This is a genomic window from Sinisalibacter lacisalsi (assembly GCF_014640115.1).
Classification (GTDB): Bacteria; Pseudomonadota; Alphaproteobacteria; order Rhodobacterales; family Rhodobacteraceae; genus Sinisalibacter; species Sinisalibacter lacisalsi.
The window spans coordinates 105,255-131,960 of the sequence record NZ_BMGI01000005.1; the positions used below are offsets into that span (position 1 = coordinate 105,255).

Genomic DNA, 26,706 nt, shown 5'->3' on the forward strand with positions numbered 1-26,706 from the left:
CATAATTCGAACATTTTCCAATCAGATTGATCGAAATCTGAACTTTTCTTTGCACTTTTCCCGCTCAGCCCCGAAGCGCTCCGAGATCGTAGCCATTCCATTCCAGCACGTCCCGTGCGGCTTGCAGACGGTCGGGGGCCGGGCGCGCGGCGCGGTCGAGCACCATCGCGAAGCGGCCGTCGGGGGTGCCGAGCACCAGCGTGCGCATGTCGGCGTCGGCCCAGAGCACCCAGAGCGGGGCCGCGAACTGGCTGAGCCGGAAGCGCCCCGGCCCCACCATCTCGCCCCGGCCCGCACCGTCGCGGCTGGTGCTGACCGCGAGCGCGCCGCCCGGCCCGGCCTCGACGCGCCAGAGCGCGCCCGGCGGGCGGCCGATCGCCGCCACCTCGCGCCACTCCCCGGCAAACCGAGCGGGATCGAACCCGACGATCGAGGTCATCCGCGCGCTCGTGTCACGCGGCGCGCCCGCGTCGCCGCAGCCCGCGAGCGCCAGTGCGGCGGCAAGGATCAATCGGCGCACAGCGTCACCTCCGCGCCGTCATCGTCGAGAAAGCTGTAGCAGCCGAAGATCGGCTGTTCCGGCGCGCAGGTCCGGCTTTCGGCAAGGCAGGTGCCGATGCAATCGGAGGCGCGCGCACAGCTCTTGCCCGCGTCGGGGTTGGGCAGGAAGCACAAGGGCTCGGGGAACAGCCCGCCCGGGCCCCAGCGCCCGCCCGCCGCGAGGCAGGCGGCATCGCTCTGCGGCGCCATCCCGCCGGTCACCCGCGGGCCATCGGCCTCGGCCTCGGCCATGCAGCCGGTGAGCGCGAGGAGCGCCGCGACGAAAAGGAATTTCATGCGCGGCCCTCCGATGCTCTCGCCTAGTGCACGACGCGCCTCAACTGCGAGGTATCGTAGCCCATGCCCTGCATCACGGAAATGGCCTTGTCGTATTTCGCCTGCGACAGCGCGGGGGTGCGGGCGAGGATCCAGCCGGTCTTGCCCGAGGGCTCGCCCACCACCGCCACCGAATAGGCGGCATCGACGTAGAGCACCCAGTAATCGCCCTTGGCGAAGGGCAGCCAGGGCACAAAATTGACCGTGAGCTTGCCCGGCCCCACCACCTTCGCCGTCGCCTCGGCCACTTCCGCCGGGCCGGTCGGGCTGCCCTTGCGGCAGGTGTTGCGCACCGAGATCGTGCCATCGGCATTGCGGCCGTATTCCGCCGTGACGCCTTCGCAGCCACGCTCCCAGCGGTTGGGAAAGCGGGCGATCTCGAACCATTTTCCGGCGTAGCGGTCGAGGTCGAGGTTGGTGACCACGCCCATCGGCTTCGATGTGTCGCGGTAGCTGTTGGCCTGACCCGGCGACGAGGTGAAAAGGGCCGCGACGAAGGCGGCGAGGGCGGCAAGGCGCATCGGATATCTCCCGTGATTTCCCCTTATACGGCCGCCGCCCCCGGCGCGGATCAGAACGGCAGCGGATGCGCCTTGTGCGCCGCCTCGATCTCGCCGCGCACCTCGTCCGACAGGCTGACATGCGCCGCGCCCAGCGCGCGCCCGAGCTGGTCGAGCGAGGTGGCCCCGAAGATCACCGAGCCCATGAACGGCTTGTCGGCGGCCCAGCTCAGCGCCATCTGCACCGGGTCGAGCCCGTGGCGCTCGGCGATGTCGAGGTAGGCCTGCGTGGCGGGCCAGACCCGGGGTGTCACGCGGCCACCGAGATCCTTGTTGAGGTCAAGCCGCGAGCCATGCGGCACCGTCTTGCCGCCGTGATACTTGCCGCTGAGGATACCTGCGCCAAGCGGCGAATAGGCCAGGAGCTTCACGTCCTCGTTGGCCGAAAGCTCGGCGAGGTCGGTATCGTAGTGGCGGCAGAGCAGCGAGTATTCGTTCTGGATCGTCACCATCTCGGGCGCGCCTATCTCGCGCGCCACCTGCAGCCACATCATCGTGCCCCAGGCGCTTTCGTTCGACAGGCCGACATGGCGCAGCTTGCCCGCGTCCACCGCCGCCTGCAGCGCGGTGAGCACCTCGCGCATGTGGTCGAGCGTGGCCTCGCGTGACTGGCCGGAGGGGTCGAACGTCCAGTTCTGGCGGAAATGATAGGAGCCGCGCATCGGCCAGTGCAGCTGGTAGATGTCGATCACGTCCGTTTGCAGGCGCTTGAGCGAGGCGTCGATCGTGCGCGGGATGATCGCGCCGGAATAGCCCTCGCCGCCGCGCACCCGTGGGCTGTCGCCCGACACCTTGGAGGCGAGCACGATCTCGTCGCGCCGCCCGGTCTTCGCCAGCCAGGTGCCGATGATCTCCTCGGTGCGCCCCACCGTTTCGGCCGAAACCGGGTTGACCGGATACATCTCGGCGGTGTCGATGAAGTTCACGCCGTGATCGAGCGCCATGTCGATCTGGGCGTGGCCCTCGCTTTCGGTGTTCTGCGTGCCCCAGGTCATCGAGCCGAGGCAAAGCTCGCTCACCTCGAGCGCGCCGCCGGCCAGTTTGTTCTTGCGCATGGTCTCTCCCCGTTCGCGGTTCTCGCCACAGAGATACCCGAGCCACGCCGGGCCGCAACCCCCCCGGCGGGCCGGCGCGGCGCAATCCCTCTTCAACATCCCCTTTCAGAACGAAAGGAGAACATGTATCCTCTCCCCATGCAGCACGCCCGCCTCACCCGCAGCCCGCACCGCCCCGATCCCGGCCAGACGCTGATCGCGCCAATCCGGCTCGCGCGGGCGCGGGTGCACGAGGCGCACGGCCCCGCGCGCCACTTCTTCGCGGTGCTGCTGGCGCGGGCGATGACGGGGCCGGTGTTCTGGGTCATGCCCGCATGGCAGGCGGCGCGGCTGCACGGGCCCGGGGTCGCCGCGCTCGGGCTCGACCCGGGGCGGATCACCTTCGTTCACGCCGCCGCGGAGGTTGACCTTTTGTGGACGCTCGAAGAGGTGCTGCGCGCGGGCGCGGCGCCGCTGGTGGTGGGCGAGCTGCCCCGCCCCGCCGCGCTCACGCCGATGCGGCGGCTGCAACTCGCGGCGGAAGCGGGCGCGGGCAAGGGAGCGCCGCCCCTCGGCCTCGTGCTCACCCCCGAAGGCGGCAGCGCCGGGGCGGAAAGCCGCTGGCGCATGGCGCCCGAGCACGGCGCGGACCGCACGGCCTGGGCGCTCACCCGCGAACGCGCCCGCGCCGCGCCGCCCGCAACCTGGCGGGTGATGCCCGACGGCGACGGGTTTGCACTGGCGCGTTCTGCACCCGGCGCATGACGGACACACGGAATCGTCAGAGCTCCCCCCCTGTGATTCCGTGCCCGCCGGGCCCATATCTGACCTATAGGACAAATAACCAACGGAGGCCCCTGATGGACCTGAGATTCGACGACAAAACGGCAATCGTAACTGGCGGCGCATCGGGAATCGGGGCTGCGGTGGTGGATGAACTCGCCGCCGCCGGCGCCACCGTGGTGGTGGCCGACCTCAAGGATGACGCGGTCGCGGCCAAGGTCGCCGAGGTCGAGAAGGCCGGCGGCAAGGCGCTGCCGTTCACCGTCGACGTGGGCAAGGCCGACGAGGTGAAGGCGATGATCGACTTCGCCGTCGAAAAGACCGGGCGGCTCGACGCGCTGGTCAACAACGCCGGGATCGGCGGCGAGCAGGCGCCCGCGGGCGAGCTTTCCATCGACGGCTGGCACAAGCTGATGGACGTGAACCTGCACGGCGTCTTCTACGGCATGCGCTACGCCATCCCGGTGATGGAAAAGGCCGGCGCCGGCTCGATCGTCAACATGGCCTCGATCCTCGGCTCGGTGGGCTTTCCCAACGCTTCGGCCTACGTCGCCTCGAAACACGCCGTGCTGGGCCTGACCAAGGCCGCGGCGATCGAATACTCGGCCAAGGGCATCCGCATCAACTCGGTCGGCCCCGGCTTCATCAAGACGCCGCTGATCGAGGAAAACCTCGACAAGGACACGCTGAAGATGCTCGAAGGTTCGCACCCGATCGGGCGTCTCGGCGAGCCGGAAGAGGTGGCCGCGCTGGTGGCCTTCCTGCTGTCGGACCGGGCCAGCTTCATCACCGGTTCGTACAACCTCGTCGACGGCGCCTACACGGCGCAGTAAGCACAGGCCGGGGGGCAGGGCCCCCCGGATCTCGACGCCCGCGCTTGGCGTGGGCGGGAACCCGGCAGGCGTTTTCGCAGCGCGGAAACGCCGAGAACTCGCCGAGGTATTCGGGCCGGGATGAAGAGGAATGGTGCGGTGCTGGCGTTTGACCCGGCGTTGGGTTAAACGCGGGCGAAACCAAGCCAAGGACGTCACATGGCCCGCATCCTCATCACCTCCGCGCTGCCTTACATCAACGGCATCAAGCACCTCGGAAACCTCGTAGGCAGCCAGCTGCCCGCCGATCTTTTCGCCCGCTACGCCCGGGCGCGCGGCCACGAGGTGATGTTCATCTGCGCCACCGACGAGCACGGCACCCCGGCCGAACTGGCCGCCGCCAAGGCCGGGCAGAACGTGGCGGAATACTGCGCCGAGATGCACGAGGTCCAGGCCGGGCTGGCGGCGGGGTTCCGGCTCTCCTTCGATCATTTCGGCCGCTCCTCCAGCCCGCAGAACCACCGCCTGACGCAGCATCTCGCCGGCAAGCTGGCCGAAGCCGGGCTGATCGAGGAAGTGAGCGAAAAGCAGGTCTATTCCAACGCCGATGGCCGCTTCCTGCCCGACCGCTACATCGAGGGCACCTGCCCCAACTGCGGCTACGAGCGCGCCCGCGGTGACCAGTGCGAGGAATGCACCAAGCAGCTCGACCCGACCGACCTGATCAACCCGCGCTCGGCGATCTCCGGCTCGACCGACCTCGAGGTGCGCGAGACCAAGCATTTGTTCCTGCGCCAGTCGCTGATGCGCGACCGGCTCGACGCCTGGATCGACGAAAAGACCGATTGGCCGGTGCTCACCACCTCGATCGCCAGGAAGTGGCTCAACGACGGCGACGGGCTGCAGGACCGCGGCATCACCCGCGATCTCGACTGGGGCATCCCGGTCAAGCGCGGCACCGAGGACTGGCCCGGCATGGAAGGCAAGGTCTTCTACGTCTGGTTCGACGCGCCGATCGAATACATCTCGGCGACCGCCGAATGGGCCGAGGCCAACGGGCTCGGCGACGCGGCCTGGGAACGCTGGTGGCGCACCGACAAGGGCGCCGATGACGTGCGCTACATCGAGTTCATGGGCAAGGACAACGTGCCCTTCCACACCCTGTCGTTCCCCGCGACCCTGATGGGCTCGGGCGAGCCGTGGAAGCTCGTGGATTACATCAAGAGCTTCAACTACCTCAACTACGATGGCGGCCAGTTCTCCACCAGCCAGGGCCGCGGCGTGTTCATGGACCAGGCGCTCGACATCCTGCCCTCCGACTACTGGCGCTGGTGGCTGCTCAGCCACGCGCCGGAGAACGCCGACAGCGAGTTCACTTGGGAAAACTTCCAGACCAGCGTAAACAAGGACCTGGCCGACGTGCTGGGCAATTTCGTTAGCCGGGTCACCAAGTTCTGCCGCTCGAAATTCGGCGAAGAGGTGCCCTCGGCCGGGGAATACGGCCCGGTCGAAACGGCGCTGATCGCCGATCTTTCGCGCCGCATCGCCGAATACGCCCGCCTGATGGACGCGATGGAGGTGCGCAAATCCGCCGCCGAGCTGCGCGCGATCTGGGCGGTGGGCAACGAATACCTGCAAGGCGCGGCGCCCTGGGCGGTGTTCAAGGAAGACCCGGACCGCGCCGCCGCGATCATCCGGCTGATGCTCAACCTGATCCGCGTCTACGCCGTGCTCTCGGCGCCGTTCATCCCCGATGCCGCCGCCGGGATGCTGGCCGCGCTGAAGACCGAAAACGCCGACTGGCCCGACGATCTCGGCGCCGCGCTCGAGGTACTCGAACCCGGCCACGGTTTCGAGGTGCCCGAGGTGCTCTTCGCCAAGATCACCGACGAGCAACGCGAGGCCTGGCAGGCGCAATTCGCAGGCCAGCGCGGCTGACCAACCGCCGCCCGGACTGCGTCAATCGGTCCGGTTTTGCTTTGAGAACAGTGCCAGACCCGCTACACTGATCTTCAGGCAGAAGAGGCGGGCAGCGCAGACTTGCCCCGCGCACAGGCGAAATATTCGGGGAAGGCAGCGTGACAGCCCTCAACCTCAGACAGCATCCGATGCGGCTCGCGGGCGCCGTCAAGCGCGAGGTGCGCAGCCAGTTCGGCGCGATTCCGTGGCGGTTGAACGATGGCAAGGTCGAGATCCTGCTGATCACCTCGCGCGGCACCGGGCGCTGGATTCTGCCCAAGGGCTGGCCGATGCACGGCGCCACCCCGGCCGAGGCCGCCGCCACCGAGGCCTGGGAAGAGGCCGGCGTGACCGGCACGCCGTCGCACGTGTCGGCCGGGTTCTACGCCTATCAGAAGCTGTTCGAGGGCGACAACCTGCCGATCGTGGTGGCGATGTTCGCGCTCAAGGTGAAGAAGGTGCACAAGGAATGGCCCGAAAAGGGCGACCGCAAGCGGCGCTGGGTCAGCCGCAAACGGGCCGCGTCGCTGCTGCAGGAGCCCGAGCTGCGCCAGATGATCAAGCATTTCGACCCGCGCGCCTACGCGCACTGAAACGCTTGCGCGGACGCGGTGCGTGCCTACATAGTCGCGCGACCCGACCGGATGACGAGATGATCCGCTACACGCTGAAATGCCCCGAGGGGCACCGATTTGAAAGCTGGTTCCACAATGCCGCCGCCTACGAGGCGCTGGCAGCGGCGGGGCAGTTGCGCTGCCCCGATTGCGGCGCGGATCGGATCGAGAAATCCCTGATGACGCCCGATGTCCGCCCGGCCCGCGCGCGCCCCCCGGCCCCGACGGAACAGCTCGCGCCCCAGACCGAGCGCGAGAAGGCGATCGCCGCGCTCAAGCGCAAGGTCGAGGCCGAGGCGGACTACGTGGGCCCCCGCTTTGCCCGCGAGGCCCGCGCGATGCATGACGGCACCGCCCCGGAGCGGCCGATCTACGGCGAGGCGAAGCCCGAGGAGGCGATCGCGCTGATCGAGGATGGCGTGCCGGTCGCCCCCCTGCCCTTCACCCCCACGCGCAAGATCAACTGAGCCGCTTTGCGGCCCGGCGCCGGTCTGCTAGTCTGCCGGAAAAACAAGGTGCGTGACGAGGTGAGCAGATGCGCGACGAGGGGCCGATCGAGGTGGTCTTCCAGACCCGGTTTTCGTTCTACGGCCAGTCGGGCTGGAAATCGAAGGCGGCGGCCGATCCGGGGCTTTTGTTCGAGCCCGAACGGCTCGACGGGCGGCTGAAGCATTTCGAAACCATCACGCTGCCCAGCCTCGTCGACCAGACCGATCGCGATTTCCGCATGATGGTGCTGTCGTCCGAGCTGATGCCCGAGCCGTTCCAGGCGCGCCTGCGCGAGCTTCTCAACGACATGCTGGGCGCTGACCGGGTGCAGCTGATGTTCCGGCCCAAGGGGTCGGCCAGGCAATACCTGCACGACGCGGTGAACGAGAACATGGCCGACAAGATCGTGGCCCAGACCGTGCTCGACGACGACGACGCGGTGGCGAAGGATTTCGTCGAGATGCTGCGCTACTACGGCCCGCTCGCGCTCGCCGACGATCACAACCCCGACGATTACGTGTTTCTCTCCTTCCCGCGCGGGCTGACGCTCGGGATCGAAGGCGGCACGCTGAGCTGGCTCGACCGCCGCCACGTGCCCTATACCAACCTCGGCCTTGCCCTCGTCGCGCCCGGCAACACCCGGCGCAACCCGTTCATGACCAGCCACAAGCGCGTCGGCGAGCGCCATCCGTCGATGATGATCACCCACAAGCGGCCCTATTACCTGCGCGCCATTCACGGCCTGAACGATTCCTCCGCCCACCATACCGGCGGCGAGAACCTGCGCGCCGGCGACGTGGACGCGGCGCTCGATTACTTCCCCTTCCTGCGCAACCATTTCGAGCCGGAAACCGGCGCCCCGCCGAAAGTGACGGGCAAGGGCCGCAAGCGCGGCCTGCCGCAGATCAGGGCGGTGCCGAAAGCCGCCGCACGCGCCGCGCAGTAGCGGCGCGCGCGCCTCTTGCGCTTTGCCGGCACTGGCCCTATCAGGCGCAGGATTGTAACGGGAGCCCGCCTCCATGCCAGTTCTGGTGATGAAATTCGGTGGCACCTCGGTGGCCACCCTCGACCGGATCGCCCGGGCCTCGAAGCGCGTCGCGCGCGAGGTCGCCAATGGCTACGACGTGATCGTGATCGTCTCGGCGATGTCGGGCAAGACCAACGAGCTGGTCGGCTGGGTCGAGGAAACCTCGCCGCTCTACGACGCGCGCGAATACGACGCGGTGGTGAGTTCGGGCGAAAATGTCACCGCCGGGCTGATGGCGCTCAGGCTGCAGGAAATGGATATCCCCGCCCGCTCGTGGCAGGGCTGGCAGGTGCCGGTGAAGACCACCGGCGCGCATTCGGCGGCGCGGATCGAAGACATTCCGCGCGACAACATCACGGCGAAGTTCGCCGAGGGCATGAAGGTGGCCGTGGTCGCCGGCTTCCAGGGCGTCAGCCCCGAGGGCCGGATCACCACGCTGGGCCGGGGCGGCTCCGACACCACCGCGGTGGCCTTCGCCGCCGCCTTCGACGCCGAACGCTGCGATATCTACACCGATGTCGACGGGGTCTACACCACCGACCCCCGGATCGAAAACAAGGCGCGCAAGCTCGACAAGATCGCCTTCGAGGAAATGCTCGAACTGGCCTCGCTCGGGGCCAAGGTGTTGCAAACCCGTTCGGTCGAACTCGCGATGCGCTACAAGGTAAAGCTGCGCGTGCTCTCGAGCTTTGCGGAATATGACCCGGAGGCAGGCACGCTTGTCTGCGACGAGGAGGAAATCGTGGAACAGAATGCCGTTGCCGGCGTGGCCTACAGCCGTGATGAGGCCAAGCTCACCCTCGTGTCGGTCGCCGACCGCCCCGGCGTTGCCGCCGCGATCTTCGGCCCGCTGGCCGAGGCCGGCGTGAACGTCGACATGATCGTGCAGGACATCTCCGAGGAGGGCCGCACAGACATGACCTTCTCCTGCCCCGTGGGGCAGGTCACGCGTGCCGAAAAGGCGCTGACCGCCGCCAAGGAGGCCGGCCAGATCAACTTCCATGATCTCGTCGCCGATACCAACGTATCGAAGGTGTCGATCGTCGGCATCGGCATGCGCAGCCAGGCCGGGATCGCGGCGAAGATGTTCGACGTGCTCGCCCGCGAGGGGATCAACATCAAGGTCATCACAACTTCCGAGATCAAGATTTCCGTTCTGATCGACAGGAAATACATGGAACTTGCCGTGCAGGCGCTGCATGATGCCTTCGAACTGGAGAAAGCATCGTGAACGCCCGGCATGCCCCAAAACCGCGAAAGTGACAGCCGAAAACTGCTCGGCCGCCTGAAAGCGGCGCTCGCGGAGGATTCGGCCGGGCAGGAACGGCTTGACCGGATCACCACCATCATCGCCGAATCGATGGGGCTCGAGGTCTGCTCGATCTACCTGTTCCGCGATGCCGATACGCTCGAGCTTTCCGCCACCGAGGGCCTCAAGCCCGAGGCCGTGCACAAGACGCGGATGCGCGTCGGTGAGGGCCTTGTGGGCCGCGTCGCGCGCACCAAGCGTCCGATCAACAGCGCCGATGCCCCTTCCGAGCGCGGGTTTCGCTACATGGCCGAGACCGGCGAGGAAATCTATTCCTCCTTCCTCGGCGTGCCGATCCAGCGGCTGGGCGAAACGCTCGGCGTGCTGGTGGTGCAATCGAAGGAGGCGCGCAGCTTCTCCGAAGACGAGATCTACGGCATGGAGGTGGTGGCCATGGTCATCGCCGAGATGACCGAGCTTGGCGCCTTCGTCGGTGAAGGCGCGGCGCTCGCGGCGCTGCACCAGCGCCCGGCCACCTTCAAGGGCGGCATCGGCCAGGAAGGCAGCGCCATGGGCCACGTCTGGCTGCACGAGCCGCGCGTGGTGGTCACCAACCCGATCGCCGACGACCCGGCGGAAGAACTCAAGAAGCTCGACGCCGCGATCGAAACCCTGCGCGTTTCGGTCGACGAGCTGCTCGCCACCGCCGATGGCGCCGACAAGGAACAGATGCAGGTGCTCGAGGCCTACCGCATGTTCGCCAATTCGCGCGGCTGGCGGCGGCGGATGGAGGAAGACATCGCGCGCGGCCTCTCGGCGGCGGCGGCGGTCGAGAAGGAACAGACCTCGGCCCGCGCCCGGATGAGCCAGGTGCCCGACCCCTACCTGCGCGAGCGGCTGCACGATCTCAACGATCTCTCCAACCGGCTGCTGCGCATCCTCACCGGACAGGGCAAGGAAACCGGGGCCGAAATGCCGGAAGACCCGATCCTCGTGGCCTCGAACATCGGCCCCGGCGAACTGCTGGAATACGGCCGCCGCAAGTTGCGCGGCATCGTTCTGGAAGAGGGCTCGGTGGCGAGCCATGCCGCGATCGTCGCCCGCGCCTGGGCGATCCCGCTGATCGTTCATGCCGGGCCGGTGACGGCAGAGGCGCTGAACGGCGATCTCATCCTCGTCGACGGCGAGCACGGCATCGTCCACCTGCGGCCCGAGGAAGCCGTGATCGACAGCTTTCGCGACAAGATGGCGATGGAGGCGGCGCAGCAGGAGCGTTACGTCTCGCTACGCGACCAGCCGGCCGAAAGCGACGACGGTGTGCGCGTGCGGCTGACGATGAACGCCGGGCTGATGGCCGACCTGCCCAGCCTGGAAAGTTCCGGCGCCGAGGGGGTGGGGCTGTTCCGCACCGAGCTGCAGTTTCTCACCCAATCGCGGGTGCCGCGCCGGGGCGAGCTGGCGCAGCTCTATTCCCGCGTGCTCGACCGGGCCGGCGACAAACAGGTGGTGTTCCGCACCCTCGATATCGGCTCCGACAAGGTGCTGCCCTACATGAAGCCGCAGGACGAGCCCAACCCGGCGCTCGGCTGGCGGGCGATCCGCCTCGGCCTCGACAAGCCCGGCGTGATGCGGATGCAGGCCCAGGCGATGATCCGCGCCGCGACCGGCCGAAAGCTCACCGTGATGTTTCCCTTCATCGCGCAGTTGCAGGAGTTCCGCGACGCGCGCGAATTGTTCCTGCGCGAGGTCGAACGCGAGCGGCGCATGGGTCACATCCTGCCCACCGAGATCAAGATCGGCGCGATGCTCGAAACCCCCTCGCTGGCCTTCTCGCCGGCGCAATTCTATGACGAGGCCGATTTCATCTCGATCGGCGGCAACGATCTCAAGCAGTTCTTCTTCGCCGCCGACCGCGAGAACGAACGCGTGCGGCGGCGCTACGATACGCTCAACGTGTCCTTCCTCAACATGATCGAGATGATCATCCGCCGCTGCGCCGAGGCCGGCACGCCGCTGAGCTTCTGCGGCGAAGATGCCGGCCGGCCGATCGAGGCGGTGACCTTCGCCGCGCTCGGGCTGCGCAGCCTGTCGATGCGCCCGGCGTCGATCGGGCCGGTCAAGCACCTGATCCGGCGCACCAACCTCGCGCAATTGCGCAAGGTCATTGATACCGCCCGCGGATCGGGGGCGCAGTCGGTGCGCCCGGCGGTGATCGAGTACCTCTACAAACCACATCCGCCGACCCCCTGAGGCCGCCCCGCATTAGCGCCGCCTTAAGGTTTCCCCCCCAACCTGCCTCGGCAGACAGTGGAGGTGAAAGATGATTCTCGTTCTGGTGATGATCGGTTTCGCGGTCGGCGGCAGCGCCGCGGTGATGGCGCTCGCGGGCGGCGGCGGCATGCTGGCGGCGCTTGCGGCCTATGGCCTGTTCAGCCTCGGCGCGGTGGTGCTCACCGCCCTGATCGTGGCGCTGGCGCCGGTCTGGCCCACCGCGCGCGCCCGGGCCGAGCGGCCGGCAGGATCGCGGGCGCCGGTCATTTCCCGGTAACCCGGCCCACCTGGCCGGTGATCCCGTCCCAGGCGCCCGGCACCAGCGTCGCGCCCAGCACCCGGTCGGGGTTCGTCGGGGGCGGCATGATCACGCCATCGAGCCGCTCGAACCCGAAGCGCGAATAATAGGGCTGGTCGCCCACCAGCAGAACCCGCTGCCATCCCAACGCGGCGGCCAGCGCGAGGCTCTCGCGAATAAGCAGCCCGCCGAGCCCCTCGCCCTGCCGCGTGGGGTGCACCGCGACGGGGCCGAGCAGCAGCGCCGGGGCATCGCCGACACGCACCGGCCAATAGCGGATCGCGCCGGCGAGTATTCCCTCCGCGTCGCGCGCGGTGAGCGAAAGTCCGGGGACAGGGTCGATCCCGTCGCGCAGCCGGTAGGACGACAGCGCCTCGCGCCCCGGCGCGAAGCACAGGTCATACAGCGCCTCGACCTCCCACCAGTCGTCCGGTTTTTCCTCTGCCAGCGTGAACACCGCTCGCCCCCCGTGCCCGCGCCGCCTTCGGCCAAACCCCGCCCTGCGCGAGGGCCGCCTCGCGCCTGGTCTCCGGGGCGCCCGGTGTTTCGCGCCATGTTGTCCGAAAACAGGATCCCGTTTTCAGGCGAAGGCCTTAACACGGGCTCGTGAGCTTTTCCAGCGCGGCCCCGAGCCCCCTTCCGGTCGGCGCGGCACTGCTCTATCACGGCCTCGAAGCGAGAATGAGGAAACCGGATGTTCTACCGCCCCGAAGACGGCCACGGCCTGCCGCACAACCCGTTCAACGCGATCATCGCGCCGCGCCCAATCGGCTGGATCTCGACCCGCGGCAGCGACGGCCACGACAACCTCGCGCCCTACAGCTTCTTCAACGGCGCCGCCTACGATCCGCCGCAGGTGATGTTTTCCACCACCGGCGCCAAGCCCGACCGGCTGCGCGGCAAGGACACGCTGGGCAACATCGAGCAGACCGGGGTGTTCTGCGTCAACGTGGTGGAAGAAGAGGGGATCAACGAGATGAACGCCTCCTCCGCCGCCTTCCCCGCGCGCACCGATGAATTCGCCGCCGCCCGCGTCACCAAGGCGGCCTGCAAGGAGATCGCCTGTTCGCGCGTGGCGCTGGCCCCGGCCGCGCTCGAATGCCGGATGACGCAGGTCGTCAAGCTCAAGGGCACCGACAACTTCGTGGTGTTCGGCGAGGTCGTGGGTGTGCACCTGCGCGACGATTGCCTCTCCGACGGCAAGTTCGACATCGCCCGGTTCGGCCTCGTCGCGCGCCTCGGCTACCGCGACTACACGATCGTGCGCGACTACTTCGAGCTTGCCCGCCCGAACGATTGAGGCCGGGCCACGATCCTGCGCGGGATCGTGGCAAGGTTTTTCAAAAATTCTTGGCCCCCGCCCCCGGCGCGAGCCGGCCTCGCCCCGGCGCAAGGCGCTTTCAAGTTGCATTCGGGTACCGCTTTTGCATCCTCGGTGCAGGCCAGACAGGAGAACGGCATGGAACGTGTGATCGGCGTCATCGGCGGCTCGGGCCTCTACGAGATCGACGGGCTCGAAGGGGCGGACTGGGTGACGGTCGAAACCCCCTGGGGGCCACCCTCCGACGCGATCCTCACCGGCCGGCTCGACGGGGTGCGGATGGCCTTCCTGCCCCGCCATGGGCGCGGCCACGTGCATTCCCCCTCCAGCGTGCCCTACCGCGCCAATATCGACGCGTTGAAGCGGCTCGGCGTGACCGATATCGTCAGCGTCTCGGCCTGCGGTTCGTTCCGCGAGGAGCTCGCGCCGGGCGATTTCGTCATCATCGACCAGTTCATCGACCGCGCTTTCGCGCGCGAGAAGAGCTTCTTCGGCACCGGCTGCGTGGCGCATGTGAGCCTCGCCCATCCCACCTGCCCCGATCTCTCCCGCGCCTGTTTCGAGGCCGCCGAGGGGGTGACGGTGCACATGGGCGGCACCTACCTCGCGATGGAAGGCCCGCAGTTCTCCACGCTGGCGGAATCGCGGCTCTACCGCGAGCAATGGGGGGCCGACGTGATCGGGATGACCAACATGCCCGAGGCCAAGCTCGCCCGGGAAGCCGAGATCTGCTATGCCTCGGTGGCGATGGTCACCGACTACGACAGCTGGCACCCGCACCACGGCGAGGTGGATATCTCCGATATCATCGCCATTCTCGGCGCCAATGCCAACCACGCCCGCGCCCTCGTCGCCCGGCTGCCGGCGCTCGTCGGGGCCGCCCGCGCGCCCTGCCCACATGGCTGCGACCACGCCCTCGACCACGCCATCATGACCGCGCCCGAGCGGCGCGACCCGGACCTCGTCGCCCGGCTCGACGCGGTGGCGGGCCGGGTGCTGTGACCGCGCGCGCCGCCTTCGCGCTCGCCCTGCTCGCGGTTCCGGCGGGGGCGCAGGAGGCCATCGAGGCGCCGGGCCGGCTTTCGGACGAGGATTTCTACCGCGCCGTCGCCTGCGCCGCCCCGCCCGGCGGCGACTGCCAGAAGCCCTTCGTGCGCTGGGATGCGACGCGGCCGATCAGGGTGGCGCTGCGGCAGATCGACGACGCCTACCTCGGCCGCCCGAAACTGCGCGCCGACGCGGCGCTCGAACGCGCGATGCAGGCGCTCAACGCGGCCGACGCGGGCTTTCGTCTCGCCCGGGTGGATGCGGACGCGCCCGCCGAGATCGAGATCTTCTTTCTCGGCATCGCGCGCGGCCAGCCGATCGCGGGCACCGGGATCGAAGGCGTCGACGGCGGGCGGCTCGGCGGCGCCTCCACCCGGGTGCTGTTCGACCACGATACCGGCTTCATCACCCGCGCCGCCGTGGTGTTTTCCACCACGCTGGAAACCCGCGCCTACGAAAGCGTCATGCTCGAGGAGCTGACCCAGGCCATGGGGCTGTTGACCGATATCGGCGGCCCCGCCTATCGCGGTGTCTCGGTGCTTGACCAGGGAACCAACAGCGCCACCGACCTCGCGCCGCAAGACATCATGGCGCTGCGCCGCCATTACGGGGGAGCCTGAGGCCATGCCCGACGCCACCTGCGGCCCGCTCCTGCCCACGCCCGCCCCTGCTTCCATCATTCCCATCGCCCGCAACACGGAGAACGCCCCGCGATGAAAACCGTGAAAGACTACATCCGCACCATCGTCGATTTCCCCCACGAAGGGATCATGTTCCGCGATGTCACCACGCTCTTCGCCGACCCGCGCGGCTTTCGAATGACGATCGACCAGATGCTGCACCCCTACGCCGGGCAGCGCATCGACAAGGTGGTGGGGCTGGAGGCGCGCGGCTTCATCATCGGCGGCGCCATCGCCCACCAACTCACGCTTGGCTTCGTGCCGATCCGCAAGAAGGGCAAGCTGCCCGGCGCGGTGCTCTCCGAGGCCTACCAGCTCGAATACGGCGAGGCGGTGATGGAGATCCACGACGACGCGATCCAGCCCGGCGAGCGCGTGCTGGTGGTGGATGACCTTCTCGCCACCGGCGGCACCGCGGCGGCCGGGATCAAGCTGATCGAACGACTCGGCGGCGAGATCGTCGGCTGCGCCTTCATCGTCGACCTGCCCGAGCTTGGCGGCCGCGCGCTGCTCGAGGACATGGGCATCGACGTGCATGTTCTGTGCGAATTCGAGGGCGCGTGAACCTCGCGTTAACCCCCCTGCGCTAGACAGAGCGTGGCCCGTGGGAGCGGGCCGCTGCTTGTGCACACGTTTACCCACGTGGCCCGCCCCGCCGTCACCCGCGGCGGGGCGGTTTTTTTTGGGGTGGTGGTGGGGCACCCACCTGATTTCTCGCCAGCTTGGCCCGGGCTCTGCAGGGTTGACTTTGATAACGCCGCGCTGCAGCGTCCGAGTTCCGTTAACGGTCTTGGGAGACTTTGATGGCCAAGGAAACGCGAACCTTCGCGGTCATCGGGCTTGGAGCTTTCGGCGGCGCGGTGGCGGCGGAGCTTGCCCGCTTCGGCAACCAGGTCATCGGCGTCGATCTCGACGAAAAACGCGTGACCCAGATGGCATCAACACTCGCCTCCAGCGTCATTCTCGACACCACCGACGAGGCGGCCCTGCGCGAAGCGGGCGTGGACCAGTATGATGTGGCCCTGATCGCCATCGGCCGCGACATTCAGGCCAGCATCCTGACAACGATGAACCTCAAGATGCTGGGGGTGGAAACGATCTGGGTGAAGGCCTCGAACAAGACGCATCACCGCATCCTCTCCAAACTCGGGGTCGACCGCGTGATCCTGCCCGAACAGGAGATGGGCCGGCATATCGCGCAGATGCTCAACAATCCGGTGGTTCAGGATTATGTCAGCCTCGGCAATGGCTTCAGCGTCGTCAATATCGGGATACCCGAGCGCCTGCAGGGCAAGGATGTGGCAGCGCTCGGCATCGGCTCGACCTATGATCTTCGGCTGCTCGGTTTGATGCGGGGCACCGAATACCGGCCCTGCGACAACTCGGATCAGGTTCTCGAATTCGGCGACAAGCTTATCATGCTGGGCAAGCGGCCGGAGCTTCGCCGCTTCGGCGATGCGCTCTAGGCGCGTTGGTTCACCGCGATGGAGGCTTTTTTCAAGAAGGTGGCGGGCAAGGCGGCCAGCGTTCCGCCGCCGCTGATCCTGTCGGCGCTCTACGGCGTTCTGATCGTGCTCGGCGCGGCCGCCCTCATGCTGCCCTTTGCCCGCACGGTTCCGATCTCGTGGTCTGACGCGTTCTTCACCTCGACTTCGGCCGTGACCGTGACCGGCCTCGTCGTGCTCGATACCGGATCGGACCTGACCCTGTTCGGCCAGATCGTGGTGGCGTTCCTGATCCAGATGGGCGGCCTTGGCCTGATGACCTTTGCCGTCCTGATCCTCGGCGCGCTCGGGCTGCAGGTCGGGTTGACCAGCAAGATCTATCTGCGCGAGGACCTCAACCAGAGCTCGTTGCACCAGCTTTCCAAGCTGGTCATCACGATCCTCAAGGTCGTTCTGTTCTGCGAAGTGGCGGGCGCGATGCTGCTTGGGTTGACCTTCATTCCGCGTTTCGGCTTCTGGCCGGGGGCGTGGGAGGCGATCTTTCACTCGATCTCGGCTTTCAACAACGCCGGTTTCTCGACCTTTCCGAATGGCCTCGTGCCCTTCGCCACTGATCCTGTGGTCAATACCGTCATCCCCGCGCTCTTCATCATCGGCGGCATCGGATACGTGGTTCTGCACGATATCTTCACCCAGAAGGGCTGGCGGGCATGGTCGCTTCATACCAAGATCATGCTCCTGGGAACCGCGATCCTGATCCCCTGGTCGGTCGGGATGTTCGCCGTTCTGGAATGGACCAACCCCGGCACGCTCGGCCAGCATCAGAGCGCGCTGGCGCGGCTGACGGTGAGCTGGTTCCAGGGCGTGACGACGCGCACCGCCGGGTTCAACACCACCGATATCGGCGCTCTGCACGACAGCACCTCGATGATGTTCATCTCGCTCATGCTGATCGGCGGCGGACCCACCTCGACAGCCGGCGGCATCAAGGTGACCACCTTCGTGGTGATGATCATCGCCACGGTCGCCTTCTTCCGCCGCCAGCAACAGCTTCACGCCTTCGGGCGCAGCATCGGGCTGGACCAGGTGCTCAAGGTGATGGCGTTGACGGCGATCAGCGCGATCCTTGTGTTTTTCGGGGTGTTCGTGCTCGCGGCGTCGCACGACGGCCATTTCCTCGATGTGAGCTTCGAGGTTGCCAGCGCCTTCGGCACAGTGGGCCTCTCGCGCGGCTACACCGGCGAACTGTCGGGGTTCGGGCGCGCGGTCATCATCGCGATCATGTTCCTCGGCCGCGTCGGACCGCTCACCCTCGGCTTCTTCCTCGCCACGAGAACAACCCCGCGCGTGCGATACCCGGAAGGCAAGGTCTATCTCGGCTGATGCCGGATCGGAGCACGCGGGGCCGATCCGCCAAGCGGCGGCCTCGAACCGAAAGAAGCCGGATGGAAAGATCGCTCTCGATGGCTCGCGAGACCGATTTGGCCGCCAGCCGAAAATCCACTAGCCTGCCCCCATGGTGCAGTTTTCAGAAAACTCGATTTACTCCCAGCATGAACAATCAGGAGGAGGTCCATGTCTCAACGAGGTTTCACTGTCCGCGGACTGGGTGAAATCGCCATCCGGTGCATCGATCTCGACGCGATGGTCGCTTTCTATCGCGATGTGATCGGGCTCGAACCGTTCAACGATCCCGACAACGGCCACATCGTTTTCTTTCGTATCTCCGAGGGTTTCGGCGGCCATACGGCGGTGCTGGCCCTGTTCCGTCACGACATCGAAGGCGCAGGCCACACCCGGGCCGGCGAAACGCCCCCTGCAACGGGTCCGGGCTCCTCGCTCCATCACCTTGCGCTCAGTCTGCCCTGGGAAGAACAGGACGCGGTTATCGCCTGGTACGAGAAACTCGGCCTGGAATACAACGTGGAAACATTTGATTGGGTCGGGTGGCGTGGTGTCTTCACCTTCGACCCGGATGGCAACACCGTCGAGCTCGTTGCAAAAGATCCGCGCTGAGCTCTTTCCTCGCGCGGCATCGAAACCGGCGAGCGGTTGAGCCGCAAAAAATACCCCTCCGATGCTGCTCCGCCCACCCGAGGGGCACGACGCCGGGCCGGTTTTTCGGCTCCCGCGGGGCGCGCGAAAAACCCTGATCGGCAGAAGATGCTTGATCGAGAAGGGGAGGAAGGACACAATACAACCGTTCGGTGTCCCCGCGGGGAACGAAGGCTGGACGGGTCCGTACCAGTGCAATTGATTTAACGTAACAATGGATCAGACTGTCCGGCGCGACTTGATGGCAGCCTGTATCACTCACTACATCGTGTGACCCCGGCTCTGAAATTTGATCGAGAGGAGGTTGGCTCTCCTCCGTTCCCATCCGGCAACGCGCGTGCAGGAGGGGAAAAAGTGTCAAATATCAAGCTTTTAGGCGCCATCGGATTATTTTCCGGCGCATTGCTGATTTCATGGGTCACCCATGGAACCGGCGTTGTCGTGGATGACCACGACCGCAACATCAGCATACCAGATCAACTGACCGTGCCCATGCAGGTGCAGGCCGCCTACAACAGCACGACAATGTTCATGCGCTACCGCTGGCCCGCGGAGCGGCCGGGTATTTTCCACGATATCGTGCGTTACGAGGATGGAAAGTGGGTCCGCGAGGGCGGCGGCATGCCCGGACCGAACCCGTTCGGGATGCACGAAGACCGCGTGGCGATGATGCTCGATGACGGCAGCGTGCCCGAATTCGGCCGCTATGGCGGCTATATCACCATCGGCGACGGTCTGGCCGGATTGACCGACGAGGCGCCCGAGGAAGTTTCCAAATACCTTCCCCTGACCCGCAACAGCCTGGGGGCCTGGGATGACATGGCTCCCGAAAGCGATCAGATGAGCCTGCGTCGGGCCGGCTACTTCATCGACCTGTGGCACTGGCGCGGCGCGCGGTCCAACCCGATCGACGAGGCCGATGACCAGAACGTCGCTGCCGATCGCGGCGGCGACGCCGGATCATCGCCCTACACCACCAACTGGGATTCCGACGCCGGTCAGCCGCTCGTGATGTTCGATGCCGACGCAACCGGGTATCGGGCGCTGAACTGGGAGGACGTGCGCGAAGGCCGGATCTCGCAAGACCAGACCTATGCCCTGATCGCGGACGCCGCGGTGCCCTTCGATCCCGAGGCCGGCTGGCAGGACGGCGACGTGCTGCCGCGCCGGATCGTGCGCCCCGGCAGCGGATCGCGCGGGGATATCAGCGCCGATGGCCGCTGGGCCGATGGCTTCTGGGACGTGACCCTGTCGCGCAGGCTCGATACCGGCAACCCGATGGACGACAAGATCCTCAAGGATCACGGCACCTATGACGTCGCTTTCGCGATCCACCGCAACGCCACGGGCGGGCGCTGGCACTATGTGTCGCTGCCCAGCACGCTGGGGCTCGCGCACGAGGCCGACATCAACGCGGCGCGCTTCACCGGCACGACGCCGGTCTGGGGTGACGCATGGACCGACGTGACCCTGTTCTACCCGGGCCAGGTGACATGGGCGATGCTCAACAGCGCCCACCACGCCGGGGCGTCGAGCATCGCCGAGGGTATCCCGGTCGAAGCCCGGCACAGCCCGGAACAACTCGCGGTCTATGGTGTCGAGGTCGAGTTCCGAGACGAGATCCGCCGCCAGTGGCTGCTGACGCTGATCGCAGGGGTCGCCCTGATCTTCGCCTTCGGCTTTGCCTTGAATGCAACGATCGCTTCCCGGAAAGGAGCCTGAAAATGGCCGCTTATCATGTCGTATTGGTCCACTTCCCGATTGCCCTCTGGATGGTCGCCTCGCTGGCGATTGTCATACGGGCCCTGAACTCCGGCCCGCTCGGGCTGGCGATGGACCGGGCCTTGCCGGTGTTTCTCATCCTTGGCGTGATCCTCGGGGCGGCTGCCTACACGGTCGGCCTGCTGGTCTGGCCCTGGGCAACGCTTTCTTCCACGCCGATGGGGCGCAACCACATGCTGTTGGCGAGCTGGTCGCTGGCCTATTACGCGCTGCTCGCCGTGGTCCATTACCTGCATGGCGAGGAGATCTGGACCGGTCTGTCGCGCTGGGTGATGGTCGCGGTGGCCGGTATCGGCGTCGTGCTGGTCGGTATCACCGGAACGCTGGGCGGGCACCTGGTCGGCATCTACACCGAGGTGGGGGATGTCCTGCGCCTGTTGGGCTGGGAGATCTACTCGACCTACTACGTGCCGAACCTGACCCTGGTCATCATCGTGGTCGTCGCTGCCGCTCTTCTCGCCCTGGGCTTCCTCGGGCGGGGCAAGGCGCAGAACTGACACGAACGGTTTGAACGAAGCCGAAATGGGGGGCCTTGCCCCCCATTTTCTTGCGGCGGTCACCTGCCGGAGAGGCTCGGCCGGGCGGATTTGAAACAAGGCACCACATTCTGCAGCGGTCGTCGCTTGCCTGGACCCCCCTTTCCAGGACACATCCCCCCTACCCAAGCACCGCGCCCGGGTTCATGATCCCCTGCGGGTCAAGCGCCGCCTTGATCGCCCGCATGACCGCGAGCCGGGCCGGGTCGCCGTAGCGGGCGAGGTCGTCCACCTTGAAGCGGCCGACGCCGTGTTCGGCCGAGAACGAACCGTCGAAGCCCGCCACGATGTCGTGCACCGTGCGCGCCACGATCTCCCGCGCGCCTGGGAAATCGGATTTCGTCCGGCCCTCGGGCGGGAAGACGTTGTAATGCAGGTTGCCGTCGCCGAGGTGGCCGAAGGCGTTGACGCGGTATGGACCGAGCCGGGCCACCGCCTCACCCGCCACCACGAGAAAATCCGGAATCGCGGAGAGCGGCAGCGAAATGTCGTGCGAGCCGATCGCGCCCACCCGCTTGTTGGCCTCGGGGATCTGCTCGCGCATCGCCCAGAGCCCGGCGCGCTGCGCCTCGGAATGGGCGATCACCCCGTCCGACACCAGCCCCGCCGCGGCCCCCGCCTCGAACAGGTCGGCCAGCGCCGCCTCGGGGTCGTCCCCCGGCCCCAGCCCGAGGTCGATCAGCACCGCCCAGTCGGGGAGATCGGTGAAGGGCACGCGGGCGGTGCAGCCGGTCTCGGCCAAGAAGCCCATCCCCTGCCCGGAGATCAGTTCAAACGCGTTCAGCCCCGGGCCGACCCGTGCGCCGGCGAGCGCCAGCAGTTCGAGTGCCGCGCGCGGGCTTGCCACCACCATCAGCGCGGTGCCTTCGCGCGCCGGCCGCGGGAACAGCCTGAGCGCCGCCGCCGTGATCACCCCGAGCGTGCCCTCGGCGCCGACCAGGAGCCCGCGCAGATCGTAGCCGGTGTTGTCTTTCCGCAGCCGCTTCAGCCCGTGCATCACCGAGCCGTCGGGCAGCACCGCCTCGATCCCGAGGCACAGCTCGCGCGCGTTGCCGTAGCGCAGCACGTTCACGCCACCGGCGTTGGTGGCGAGCGTGCCGCCGATCCGCGCCGTGCCCTCAGAGGCGAGCGAGAGCGGGAACAGCCGGTCCACCGCCTCGGCCGCCGCCTGCACCTCCGCGAGCACCGCGCCCGCCTCGGCCACCAGCACGTTCTCCTCCGGCCAGACGCCCCGGATCGCCCCCATCCGCTCCAGCGAGAGCACCAGCGGCGCGGGGCCATCGGCGCAGACCTGCCCGCCCACCAGCCCGGTGCCGCCGCCATAGGGCACCACGCCCACCCGCGCCGTGTTCGCGGCCCGGATCACCGTGGCCACCTCCTCGGTCACGCGCGGCGCGACGACCAGCCCGGCCCGCCCCTGCAGCAGCCCGCGCCGTTCCTCGAGATAGCGCGGCTCGACCGGGCGAAAGGCATCCTCGGGCAGCCCCGCCGCGCGCAGGCGGGCGGCGAAGGCATCATCGGCGGGGTTGAGCGGCGGCGTGGTCATGGCCCCGCGAGCATGCACCGTTTCGCAGCCCGTGCAAGTCAGTCAAACCGCCCCGGCTCCAGCACCATCACCGTAGGGCGCGCGGGCAGCTTGTCGAGCGAGAGGGTGATCTCGCGCATCCCCGCCTCGACCACGTCGAACTCGCCCGACATGCCGGAAAGGAAACGGTCGAGCGTGAAGCGCCCGAACCAGTGCATCGGCAGCACCACCCGCGCCCGGAAGCGCTGCATCACCCCGATCATCGAGGCGGTATCGAGGGTGATGCCGCCATCGACCGCGGCCATCACCACGTCGAGCCGCCCGATCGCGGCGTATTGGCCCGGGTCGGGTTCGTGGTGCAGGTGGCCCATATGACCTATGCACAGCCCCGCCGCCTCGAAGACGAAGATCGAGTTGCCGTTTTCCACCACGCCGCCGCCCCGCCCGCGCAGATCGGTGGGCACGTTGCGCACCAGCATGCCGCCGAGGTCGACGCGATGTTCCCGCGCCTCTCCGCCCAGGCCCCAGCCTTCGAGCACGTGGGGAATGCGCGGATCGGGGGCATGGGTGAAATGGGTGATATGGGCGTTGTTCATCGTCACCACGTCGGGCACCAGATCGGCGCCGCCGAGGTTGCCGGTGAAGTCGGTGACGGCCGCAAGCCCGTCGCCGGTCTGGATCAGGAAAGAGGCGTGGTCGATGTAGGAAATCCGCACCTCGTTCGCGGGCAAAGCATCGCCATACGCGGCAAGGTACAGGTAGCGCGCGCCGGGAATGTCGCCCGCAAGCGCGATGCAATGCGAGGGGATCCGCTCCTGCGCGGCGGCAGGCAGGGCGAAAACGAGCATGGCGAGCACGAAACGGATCATCGCGGGGCCTCCCGGCGGCTCCGCCCAGCCTAGCACATCCCGGCACCGTGCCATCTCACGCCCGCGTGAAGGCTTTCCGCTTCATCCTGGCTGAAATACCTGTTGCCGACGCCTCGCCTCTGCGCCGCACCAGGGCCTTCGCGCCGCGCGCCGGCCTGCCTTCAGCCCACGTCCGTGCGGCCGCGCCGGTCGGCGCGCAGGTTGGCGTAGAGCACGTGATTGCGCCAGCGGCCGTTGATCTGCAGATAGCTCTGCGCCACCCCCTCGTACTTGAACCCGACCTTTTCCAGCACCCCCCGCGAGGCGGTGTTCTCGGGCAGGCAGCCGGCCTCGATGCGCGACAGATCGAGCGTGGTGAAGGCGTAGTGCACCACCGCCTCCAGCGCCTCGCGCATATAGCCGTGCCGGGCGAAGGGCGCGCCGATCCAATACCCCGCCGTCGCCGCCTGCGCCGGGCCGCGGCGGATATTGTCGAGCGTGAGCGCGCCGAGCAAGCCGCCATCGTCGCGACGCACCAGAAACAGCGGCAGCGCCGAGCCTTGCGCGATCGCGCGCGATGACCAGTAGACCCGGTTGGTGAAGTTCTTGCGGCTGAGGTGGTCGGCGGCCCAGCTCGGCTCCCATGGCGTGAGAAAGTCGCGGCTCTCGGCGCGCAGCGCGCTCCAAGCGTGGTAATCGCCGTGCTGCGGCGGCCGCAGGCTCATCCGCGCGGTTTCGATCCGGAGCCTGGTAGCCCGGCCGAACATCACGCGGCGAGCCTTTCGCGCAGGGCCGCCAGATCCGGCGCGGTCTCGGCCGGCCCGTAGAGCGCGAGCGCCGATTTCGCGCCCGTGGCGATGGCCTCGGCAAAGCCGCGCACCGCGTTCAGATCGACCGCGTCGATCCGCTCCACGGTTTCCTCCACCGGAATCACCCGGTTCCAGATCGCCACCTGCCGCGCCAGCCGTTCGGCCCGGGCCGAGGCGCCTTCGAGCCCCATCAGCAATCCCGCCTTCATCTGCGCCCGCGCCCGGTCCACCTCGATCGCCGTCATGTCATCGGCCGCGCGGCGAAGCTCGTCTACCGTGAGCAGCGCCAGCCCCTCGATTTCCTCCTTCGAGGTGCCGGCGTAGATCGTGATCATCCCGGTGTCGGAATAGGCCCCGGCGGCGGCGTAGATCGTGTAGCAAAGCCCGCGCTTCTCGCGCGCCTCCTGGAACAACCGCGACGACATCCCGCCGCCGAGCGCCCCGGCATAGATCTGCGCGGTGTAGATCGACGCATCGTCATAGCCCGGGCCTTCGAGGCCGAGGGTGAAATGCACCTGTTCCAGCGTCTTGATCTCGCGCCGCTCGCCGCCGATGAACCCGGCCGGCTCGTAGATCTCGCCGCCACTCGGGGAAAGATGGCCGAAGGCGGCCTCGGCAAGCCGCATGATCTCGTCGTGGTCCACCGCCCCCGCGGCCGAGAGGATCATCCGCTCGGGCGTGTAGTGCTGCGCCACGAAGCGCGCGAGATCGTCGCGGGAAAAGCCGCGCACCCGTTCGGCGGGGCCGAGGATCGAGCGGCCCATCGGCTGGCCGGGAAAGGCCACTTCCTGCAACCAGTCGAAGATCACGTCGTCGGGGGTGTCGAGCGCCTGGCCGATCTCCTGCAGGATCACGCCGCGCTCGACCTCGATCTCGCGCGGGTCGAACACCGGGTTGAGCACGATGTCGGCGATCACGTCGAGCGCGAGGCCCACGTCCTGCTTGAGCACCCGGCCGTAATAGGCGGTCACCTCGCGCGAGGTATAGGCGTTGAGATAGCCGCCGACGTCTTCGATCTCCTCGGCGATCTGCAGTGCCGAGCGCCGGCTGGTGCCCTTGAATGCCATGTGTTCGAGGAAATGCGCGATGCCGTTTTCCTCGGCGCGCTCGTGGCGGGTGCCGGCGGCGACCCAGACCCCGAGCGAGGCCGATTCAAGCCCCGGCATGTGTTCGGTGACGACGCGCATGCCGTTGGAAAGGGTGTCGAGCCGGATCATGCGCCCACCCGCTCGCGGATGAGCGCTTCCAGCTCGGCAAGGTCGTTGGGCACATGCGTCATCCGTTCGGGCCGGTCGAACAGATCGGCCATGCGCGGCGGCAGCGGCGCATCCTGCCCGCTGGCCTGTTTCACCGCGTCGGGAAACTTGGCCGGGTGGGCGGTGGCGAGCGTGATCATCGGCGTGGTGCCGAGGTGCTCGGAGGCCACCTTCACCCCCACGGCGGTATGCGGGCAGAGCACCTCGCCGGTGGTCTCGAAGATCTCGCGGATCGTCGCCAGCGTCTCCTCCTCCGAAGCGCGGCCGGAGGCGAATTGCGCGCGCAGGTAGTCGATCGCGCCCTGGCTGATGGTGAAGCCGCCGCGCGCGAGATCGGCCATCTGGTCGGCCACGGTCACCCCGTCGCGCCCGTAGGCGTCGAACAGCACGCGCTCGAAGTTGGACGAGACCTGGATATCCATCGAGGGCGAGAGCGAGGGCACCACCTCGGCGGTGGTATAGGCGCCGGTGGCGAGGGTGCGGTGCAGGATGTCGTTCTGGTTGGTGGCGATCACCAGCTTCTCGATCGGCAGGCCCATCTTGCGGGCGATGTAGCCGGCGAAGATATCGCCGAAATTGCCGGTGGGCACGGTGAAGCTGACCGGGCGCAAGGGCGCGCCGAGCGAGGTTGCGGCGGTGAAGTAATACACCACCTGCGCCAGCACCCGAGCCCAGTTGATCGAGTTGACGCCGGCGAGCTTCACCGCGTCGCGGAACTCGAAATGGTTGAACATGTCCTTCAGCCGCGCCTGGGCGTCGTCGAAGGTGCCATCTATCGCCAGCGCATGCACGTTGGCCTCGGTCGGCGTGGTCATCTGGCGGCGCTGCACGTCCGACACCCGGCCATCGGGAAAGAGGATGAAGACATCGACGTTGTCGAGCCCGCGGAAGGCCTCGATCGCGGCGGAGCCGGTGTCGCCGGAGGTGGCGCCGACGATGCAGATCCGCTCGCCCCGGCGCGCCAGCGCGGTCTGGAACATCTGGCCGATGAGCTGCATGGCGAAATCCTTGAACGCCAGCGTCGGCCCGTGGAACAGTTCGAGCAGGAAGTGGTTGGGGCCAAGCTGCACCAGCGGCGCGCGGGCGGCGTGGCCGAACCCGGCATAGGCCCGCGCGATGATCTCGCGCAGCTCGTCGTCGCCGAAGCTCTCGCCGACGAAGGGTTTGATCACCCAGTAGGCGATCTCCTCGTAGCTCATCCCCGGCAGCGCCGCGATCTCGTCGGGCCGGCGCTCGGCCACCCGTTGCGGCACATAAAGCCCGCCGTCGCGCGCAAGCCCCGTCAACATCGCTTCCTCGAAGCTCAGTTTCGGCGCGTTGCCACGGGTCGATACGTATTTCATCCGCTCTCGTCCTTTCCTGCGCGTCCGTTTTCTTGAAAGAAAACACCTGCGATTTCCGATGCGGAAATCGGGGTCGGAAAACGCAGG

General features: G+C 67.5%; 28 protein-coding genes. 18 read left to right on the plus strand and 10 right to left on the minus strand.

What is annotated here, in order from left to right; genetic code table 11:
- Positions 1-64 precede the first annotated feature (64 nt).
- Genes IEW01_RS14495 through IEW01_RS14510 form a run of 4 tightly spaced genes read right to left on the minus strand, consistent with a single transcriptional unit; the run spans position 65 to position 2,491 of the window.
- Positions 65-520: a lipocalin/fatty acid-binding family protein gene (locus IEW01_RS14495; RefSeq protein ID WP_188528999.1), complete on the minus strand. Its 456-nt coding sequence runs from the start codon at positions 518-520 to the stop codon at positions 65-67.
- Complete coding sequence (locus IEW01_RS14500) at positions 508-837, minus strand: hypothetical protein (RefSeq protein WP_188529001.1); 330 nt, start codon at positions 835-837, stop codon at positions 508-510. The genes IEW01_RS14495 and IEW01_RS14500 overlap by 13 nt, the downstream gene beginning before the upstream one ends.
- 23 nt (positions 838-860) lie before the next feature.
- Entirely contained in the window at positions 861-1,397 is a 537-nt protein-coding gene (locus tag IEW01_RS14505) for a lipocalin family protein (RefSeq protein ID WP_188529003.1), read from the minus strand.
- Positions 1,398-1,447: 50 nt separating this feature from the next.
- Positions 1,448-2,491 carry an aldo/keto reductase gene (locus tag IEW01_RS14510; protein WP_188529005.1) on the minus strand — a complete coding sequence of 348 codons (1,044 nt, stop codon included), beginning with the start codon at positions 2,489-2,491 and terminating at the stop codon, positions 1,448-1,450.
- A gap of 138 nt (positions 2,492-2,629) precedes the next feature.
- On the opposite strand from IEW01_RS14510, the gene IEW01_RS14515 reads away from it, so the two are divergent.
- The 9 genes from IEW01_RS14515 to IEW01_RS14555 all read left to right on the plus strand — a co-directional run bounded on the left by IEW01_RS14515 (position 2,630) and on the right by IEW01_RS14555 (position 11,951).
- On the plus strand, positions 2,630-3,235 hold the full coding sequence (locus IEW01_RS14515; protein ID WP_188529007.1) for an ImuA family protein: 606 nt from the start codon (positions 2,630-2,632) through the stop codon (positions 3,233-3,235).
- 95 nt (positions 3,236-3,330) lie between these two features.
- Complete coding sequence (locus IEW01_RS14520) at positions 3,331-4,086, plus strand: SDR family NAD(P)-dependent oxidoreductase (RefSeq protein ID WP_188529009.1); 756 nt, start codon at positions 3,331-3,333, stop codon at positions 4,084-4,086.
- 198 nt (positions 4,087-4,284) lie between these two features.
- Entirely contained in the window at positions 4,285-6,003 is a 1,719-nt protein-coding gene (gene metG, locus IEW01_RS14525) for a methionine--tRNA ligase (protein ID WP_188529011.1), read from the plus strand.
- Between the two features lie 140 nt (positions 6,004-6,143).
- Positions 6,144-6,617: an NUDIX hydrolase gene (locus IEW01_RS14530; protein ID WP_229738290.1), complete on the plus strand. Its 474-nt coding sequence runs from the start codon at positions 6,144-6,146 to the stop codon at positions 6,615-6,617.
- Positions 6,618-6,676: 59 nt separating this feature from the next.
- Positions 6,677-7,105, plus strand: a complete 429-nt coding sequence (locus IEW01_RS14535; protein WP_188529013.1) for a DUF1178 family protein — start codon at positions 6,677-6,679, stop codon at positions 7,103-7,105.
- Positions 7,106-7,173: 68 nt separating this feature from the next.
- Positions 7,174-8,073, plus strand: a complete 900-nt coding sequence (locus IEW01_RS14540; RefSeq protein WP_188529015.1) for a glycosyltransferase — start codon at positions 7,174-7,176, stop codon at positions 8,071-8,073.
- A 73-nt stretch (positions 8,074-8,146) separates the two neighbouring features.
- Positions 8,147-9,385, plus strand: a complete 1,239-nt coding sequence (locus IEW01_RS14545; protein ID WP_188529017.1) for an aspartate kinase — start codon at positions 8,147-8,149, stop codon at positions 9,383-9,385.
- 9 nt (positions 9,386-9,394) lie between these two features.
- Complete coding sequence (ptsP, locus tag IEW01_RS14550) at positions 9,395-11,653, plus strand: phosphoenolpyruvate--protein phosphotransferase (protein WP_188529019.1); 2,259 nt, start codon at positions 9,395-9,397, stop codon at positions 11,651-11,653.
- A gap of 70 nt (positions 11,654-11,723) precedes the next feature.
- Positions 11,724-11,951, plus strand: coding sequence for a hypothetical protein (locus tag IEW01_RS14555; protein WP_188529021.1), 228 nt, complete (start codon positions 11,724-11,726; stop codon positions 11,949-11,951).
- Here IEW01_RS14555 and IEW01_RS14560 read toward each other — a convergent pair.
- Entirely contained in the window at positions 11,938-12,429 is a 492-nt protein-coding gene (locus IEW01_RS14560) for a GNAT family N-acetyltransferase (protein ID WP_188529023.1), read from the minus strand. The genes IEW01_RS14555 and IEW01_RS14560 overlap by 14 nt on opposite strands.
- Before the next feature lie 237 nt (positions 12,430-12,666).
- Between IEW01_RS14560 and IEW01_RS14565 the strand changes: the two genes are divergently transcribed.
- From IEW01_RS14565 to IEW01_RS14605, 9 genes are all read left to right on the plus strand, one after another.
- On the plus strand, positions 12,667-13,272 hold the full coding sequence (locus tag IEW01_RS14565; RefSeq protein WP_188529025.1) for a flavin reductase family protein: 606 nt from the start codon (positions 12,667-12,669) through the stop codon (positions 13,270-13,272).
- Between the two features lie 159 nt (positions 13,273-13,431).
- Positions 13,432-14,295 (plus strand): S-methyl-5'-thioadenosine phosphorylase, encoded by an 864-nt coding sequence (locus IEW01_RS14570; RefSeq protein ID WP_188529027.1) that lies wholly within the window; start codon positions 13,432-13,434, stop codon positions 14,293-14,295.
- A complete protein-coding gene (locus IEW01_RS14575) occupies positions 14,292-14,960 on the plus strand; it encodes a DUF2927 domain-containing protein (protein WP_188529029.1) in 669 nt (222 codons plus the stop codon). Before IEW01_RS14570 ends, IEW01_RS14575 begins: the two co-directional genes overlap by 4 nt.
- A gap of 93 nt (positions 14,961-15,053) precedes the next feature.
- Positions 15,054-15,584, plus strand: coding sequence for an adenine phosphoribosyltransferase (locus IEW01_RS14580; protein ID WP_188529031.1), 531 nt, complete (start codon positions 15,054-15,056; stop codon positions 15,582-15,584).
- 239 nt (positions 15,585-15,823) lie between these two features.
- Positions 15,824-16,486, plus strand: coding sequence for a potassium channel family protein (locus tag IEW01_RS14585; RefSeq protein ID WP_188529033.1), 663 nt, complete (start codon positions 15,824-15,826; stop codon positions 16,484-16,486).
- Between the two features lie 18 nt (positions 16,487-16,504).
- Positions 16,505-17,848 carry a TrkH family potassium uptake protein gene (locus tag IEW01_RS14590; protein WP_188529035.1) on the plus strand — a complete coding sequence of 448 codons (1,344 nt, stop codon included), beginning with the start codon at positions 16,505-16,507 and terminating at the stop codon, positions 17,846-17,848.
- Between the two features lie 192 nt (positions 17,849-18,040).
- Positions 18,041-18,481, plus strand: a complete 441-nt coding sequence (locus IEW01_RS14595; protein ID WP_188529037.1) for a VOC family protein — start codon at positions 18,041-18,043, stop codon at positions 18,479-18,481.
- Positions 18,482-18,922: 441 nt separating this feature from the next.
- Positions 18,923-20,242 (plus strand): ethylbenzene dehydrogenase-related protein, encoded by a 1,320-nt coding sequence (locus tag IEW01_RS14600; RefSeq protein ID WP_229738291.1) that lies wholly within the window; start codon positions 18,923-18,925, stop codon positions 20,240-20,242.
- 2 nt (positions 20,243-20,244) lie between these two features.
- Positions 20,245-20,799 carry a DUF2231 domain-containing protein gene (locus IEW01_RS14605; RefSeq protein WP_188529041.1) on the plus strand — a complete coding sequence of 185 codons (555 nt, stop codon included), beginning with the start codon at positions 20,245-20,247 and terminating at the stop codon, positions 20,797-20,799.
- A gap of 160 nt (positions 20,800-20,959) precedes the next feature.
- Here IEW01_RS14605 and IEW01_RS14610 read toward each other — a convergent pair whose 3' ends face one another.
- From IEW01_RS14610 to thrC, 5 genes are all read right to left on the minus strand, one after another.
- Entirely contained in the window at positions 20,960-22,384 is a 1,425-nt protein-coding gene (locus IEW01_RS14610) for an FAD-binding oxidoreductase (protein WP_188529043.1), read from the minus strand.
- Positions 22,385-22,422: 38 nt separating this feature from the next.
- Positions 22,423-23,232 (minus strand): MBL fold metallo-hydrolase, encoded by an 810-nt coding sequence (locus IEW01_RS14615; protein ID WP_188529045.1) that lies wholly within the window; start codon positions 23,230-23,232, stop codon positions 22,423-22,425.
- Between the two features lie 161 nt (positions 23,233-23,393).
- The gene (locus IEW01_RS14620) at positions 23,394-23,978 is read right to left on the minus strand and encodes a GNAT family N-acetyltransferase (protein ID WP_188529047.1); all 585 of its coding nucleotides are present in this window, start codon (positions 23,976-23,978) and stop codon (positions 23,394-23,396) included.
- Positions 23,978-25,237, minus strand: a complete 1,260-nt coding sequence (locus IEW01_RS14625) for a M16 family metallopeptidase (protein WP_188529049.1) — start codon at positions 25,235-25,237, stop codon at positions 23,978-23,980. Before IEW01_RS14625 ends, IEW01_RS14620 begins: the two co-directional genes overlap by 1 nt.
- On the minus strand, positions 25,234-26,619 hold the full coding sequence (thrC, locus tag IEW01_RS14630) for a threonine synthase (protein WP_188529051.1): 1,386 nt from the start codon (positions 26,617-26,619) through the stop codon (positions 25,234-25,236). Before thrC ends, IEW01_RS14625 begins: the two co-directional genes overlap by 4 nt.
- Positions 26,620-26,706 lie beyond the last annotated feature (87 nt).

Excerpts from the sequence above, each read along its gene's own strand:
- IEW01_RS14570 (WP_188529027.1), top strand. The coding sequence starts at position 13,432 with ATGGAACGTGTGATCGGCGTCATCGGCGGCTCGGGCCTCTACGAGATC.
- metG (WP_188529011.1), top strand. The coding sequence starts at position 4,285 with ATGGCCCGCATCCTCATCACCTCCGCGCTGCCTTACATCAACGGCATC.
- IEW01_RS14545 (WP_188529017.1), top strand. The coding sequence starts at position 8,147 with ATGCCAGTTCTGGTGATGAAATTCGGTGGCACCTCGGTGGCCACCCTC.
- IEW01_RS14605 (WP_188529041.1), top strand. The coding sequence starts at position 20,245 with ATGGCCGCTTATCATGTCGTATTGGTCCACTTCCCGATTGCCCTCTGG.
- IEW01_RS14565 (WP_188529025.1), top strand. The coding sequence starts at position 12,667 with ATGTTCTACCGCCCCGAAGACGGCCACGGCCTGCCGCACAACCCGTTC.
- thrC (WP_188529051.1), bottom strand. The coding sequence starts at position 26,619 with ATGAAATACGTATCGACCCGTGGCAACGCGCCGAAACTGAGCTTCGAG.
- IEW01_RS14520 (WP_188529009.1), top strand. The coding sequence starts at position 3,331 with ATGGACCTGAGATTCGACGACAAAACGGCAATCGTAACTGGCGGCGCA.
- IEW01_RS14555 (WP_188529021.1), top strand. The coding sequence starts at position 11,724 with ATGATTCTCGTTCTGGTGATGATCGGTTTCGCGGTCGGCGGCAGCGCC.
- IEW01_RS14585 (WP_188529033.1), top strand. The coding sequence starts at position 15,824 with ATGGCCAAGGAAACGCGAACCTTCGCGGTCATCGGGCTTGGAGCTTTC.
- IEW01_RS14500 (WP_188529001.1), bottom strand. The coding sequence starts at position 837 with ATGAAATTCCTTTTCGTCGCGGCGCTCCTCGCGCTCACCGGCTGCATG.
- IEW01_RS14535 (WP_188529013.1), top strand. The coding sequence starts at position 6,677 with ATGATCCGCTACACGCTGAAATGCCCCGAGGGGCACCGATTTGAAAGC.
- IEW01_RS14620 (WP_188529047.1), bottom strand. The coding sequence starts at position 23,978 with ATGTTCGGCCGGGCTACCAGGCTCCGGATCGAAACCGCGCGGATGAGC.
- IEW01_RS14540 (WP_188529015.1), top strand. The coding sequence starts at position 7,174 with ATGCGCGACGAGGGGCCGATCGAGGTGGTCTTCCAGACCCGGTTTTCG.
- IEW01_RS14595 (WP_188529037.1), top strand. The coding sequence starts at position 18,041 with ATGTCTCAACGAGGTTTCACTGTCCGCGGACTGGGTGAAATCGCCATC.
- ptsP (WP_188529019.1), top strand. The coding sequence starts at position 9,395 with ATGCCCCAAAACCGCGAAAGTGACAGCCGAAAACTGCTCGGCCGCCTG.
- IEW01_RS14625 (WP_188529049.1), bottom strand. The coding sequence starts at position 25,237 with ATGATCCGGCTCGACACCCTTTCCAACGGCATGCGCGTCGTCACCGAA.
- IEW01_RS14580 (WP_188529031.1), top strand. The coding sequence starts at position 15,054 with ATGAAAACCGTGAAAGACTACATCCGCACCATCGTCGATTTCCCCCAC.
- IEW01_RS14610 (WP_188529043.1), bottom strand. The coding sequence starts at position 22,384 with ATGACCACGCCGCCGCTCAACCCCGCCGATGATGCCTTCGCCGCCCGC.
- IEW01_RS14510 (WP_188529005.1), bottom strand. The coding sequence starts at position 2,491 with ATGCGCAAGAACAAACTGGCCGGCGGCGCGCTCGAGGTGAGCGAGCTT.
- IEW01_RS14590 (WP_188529035.1), top strand. The coding sequence starts at position 16,505 with ATGGAGGCTTTTTTCAAGAAGGTGGCGGGCAAGGCGGCCAGCGTTCCG.
- IEW01_RS14615 (WP_188529045.1), bottom strand. The coding sequence starts at position 23,232 with ATGATCCGTTTCGTGCTCGCCATGCTCGTTTTCGCCCTGCCTGCCGCC.
- IEW01_RS14505 (WP_188529003.1), bottom strand. The coding sequence starts at position 1,397 with ATGCGCCTTGCCGCCCTCGCCGCCTTCGTCGCGGCCCTTTTCACCTCG.
- IEW01_RS14515 (WP_188529007.1), top strand. The coding sequence starts at position 2,630 with ATGCAGCACGCCCGCCTCACCCGCAGCCCGCACCGCCCCGATCCCGGC.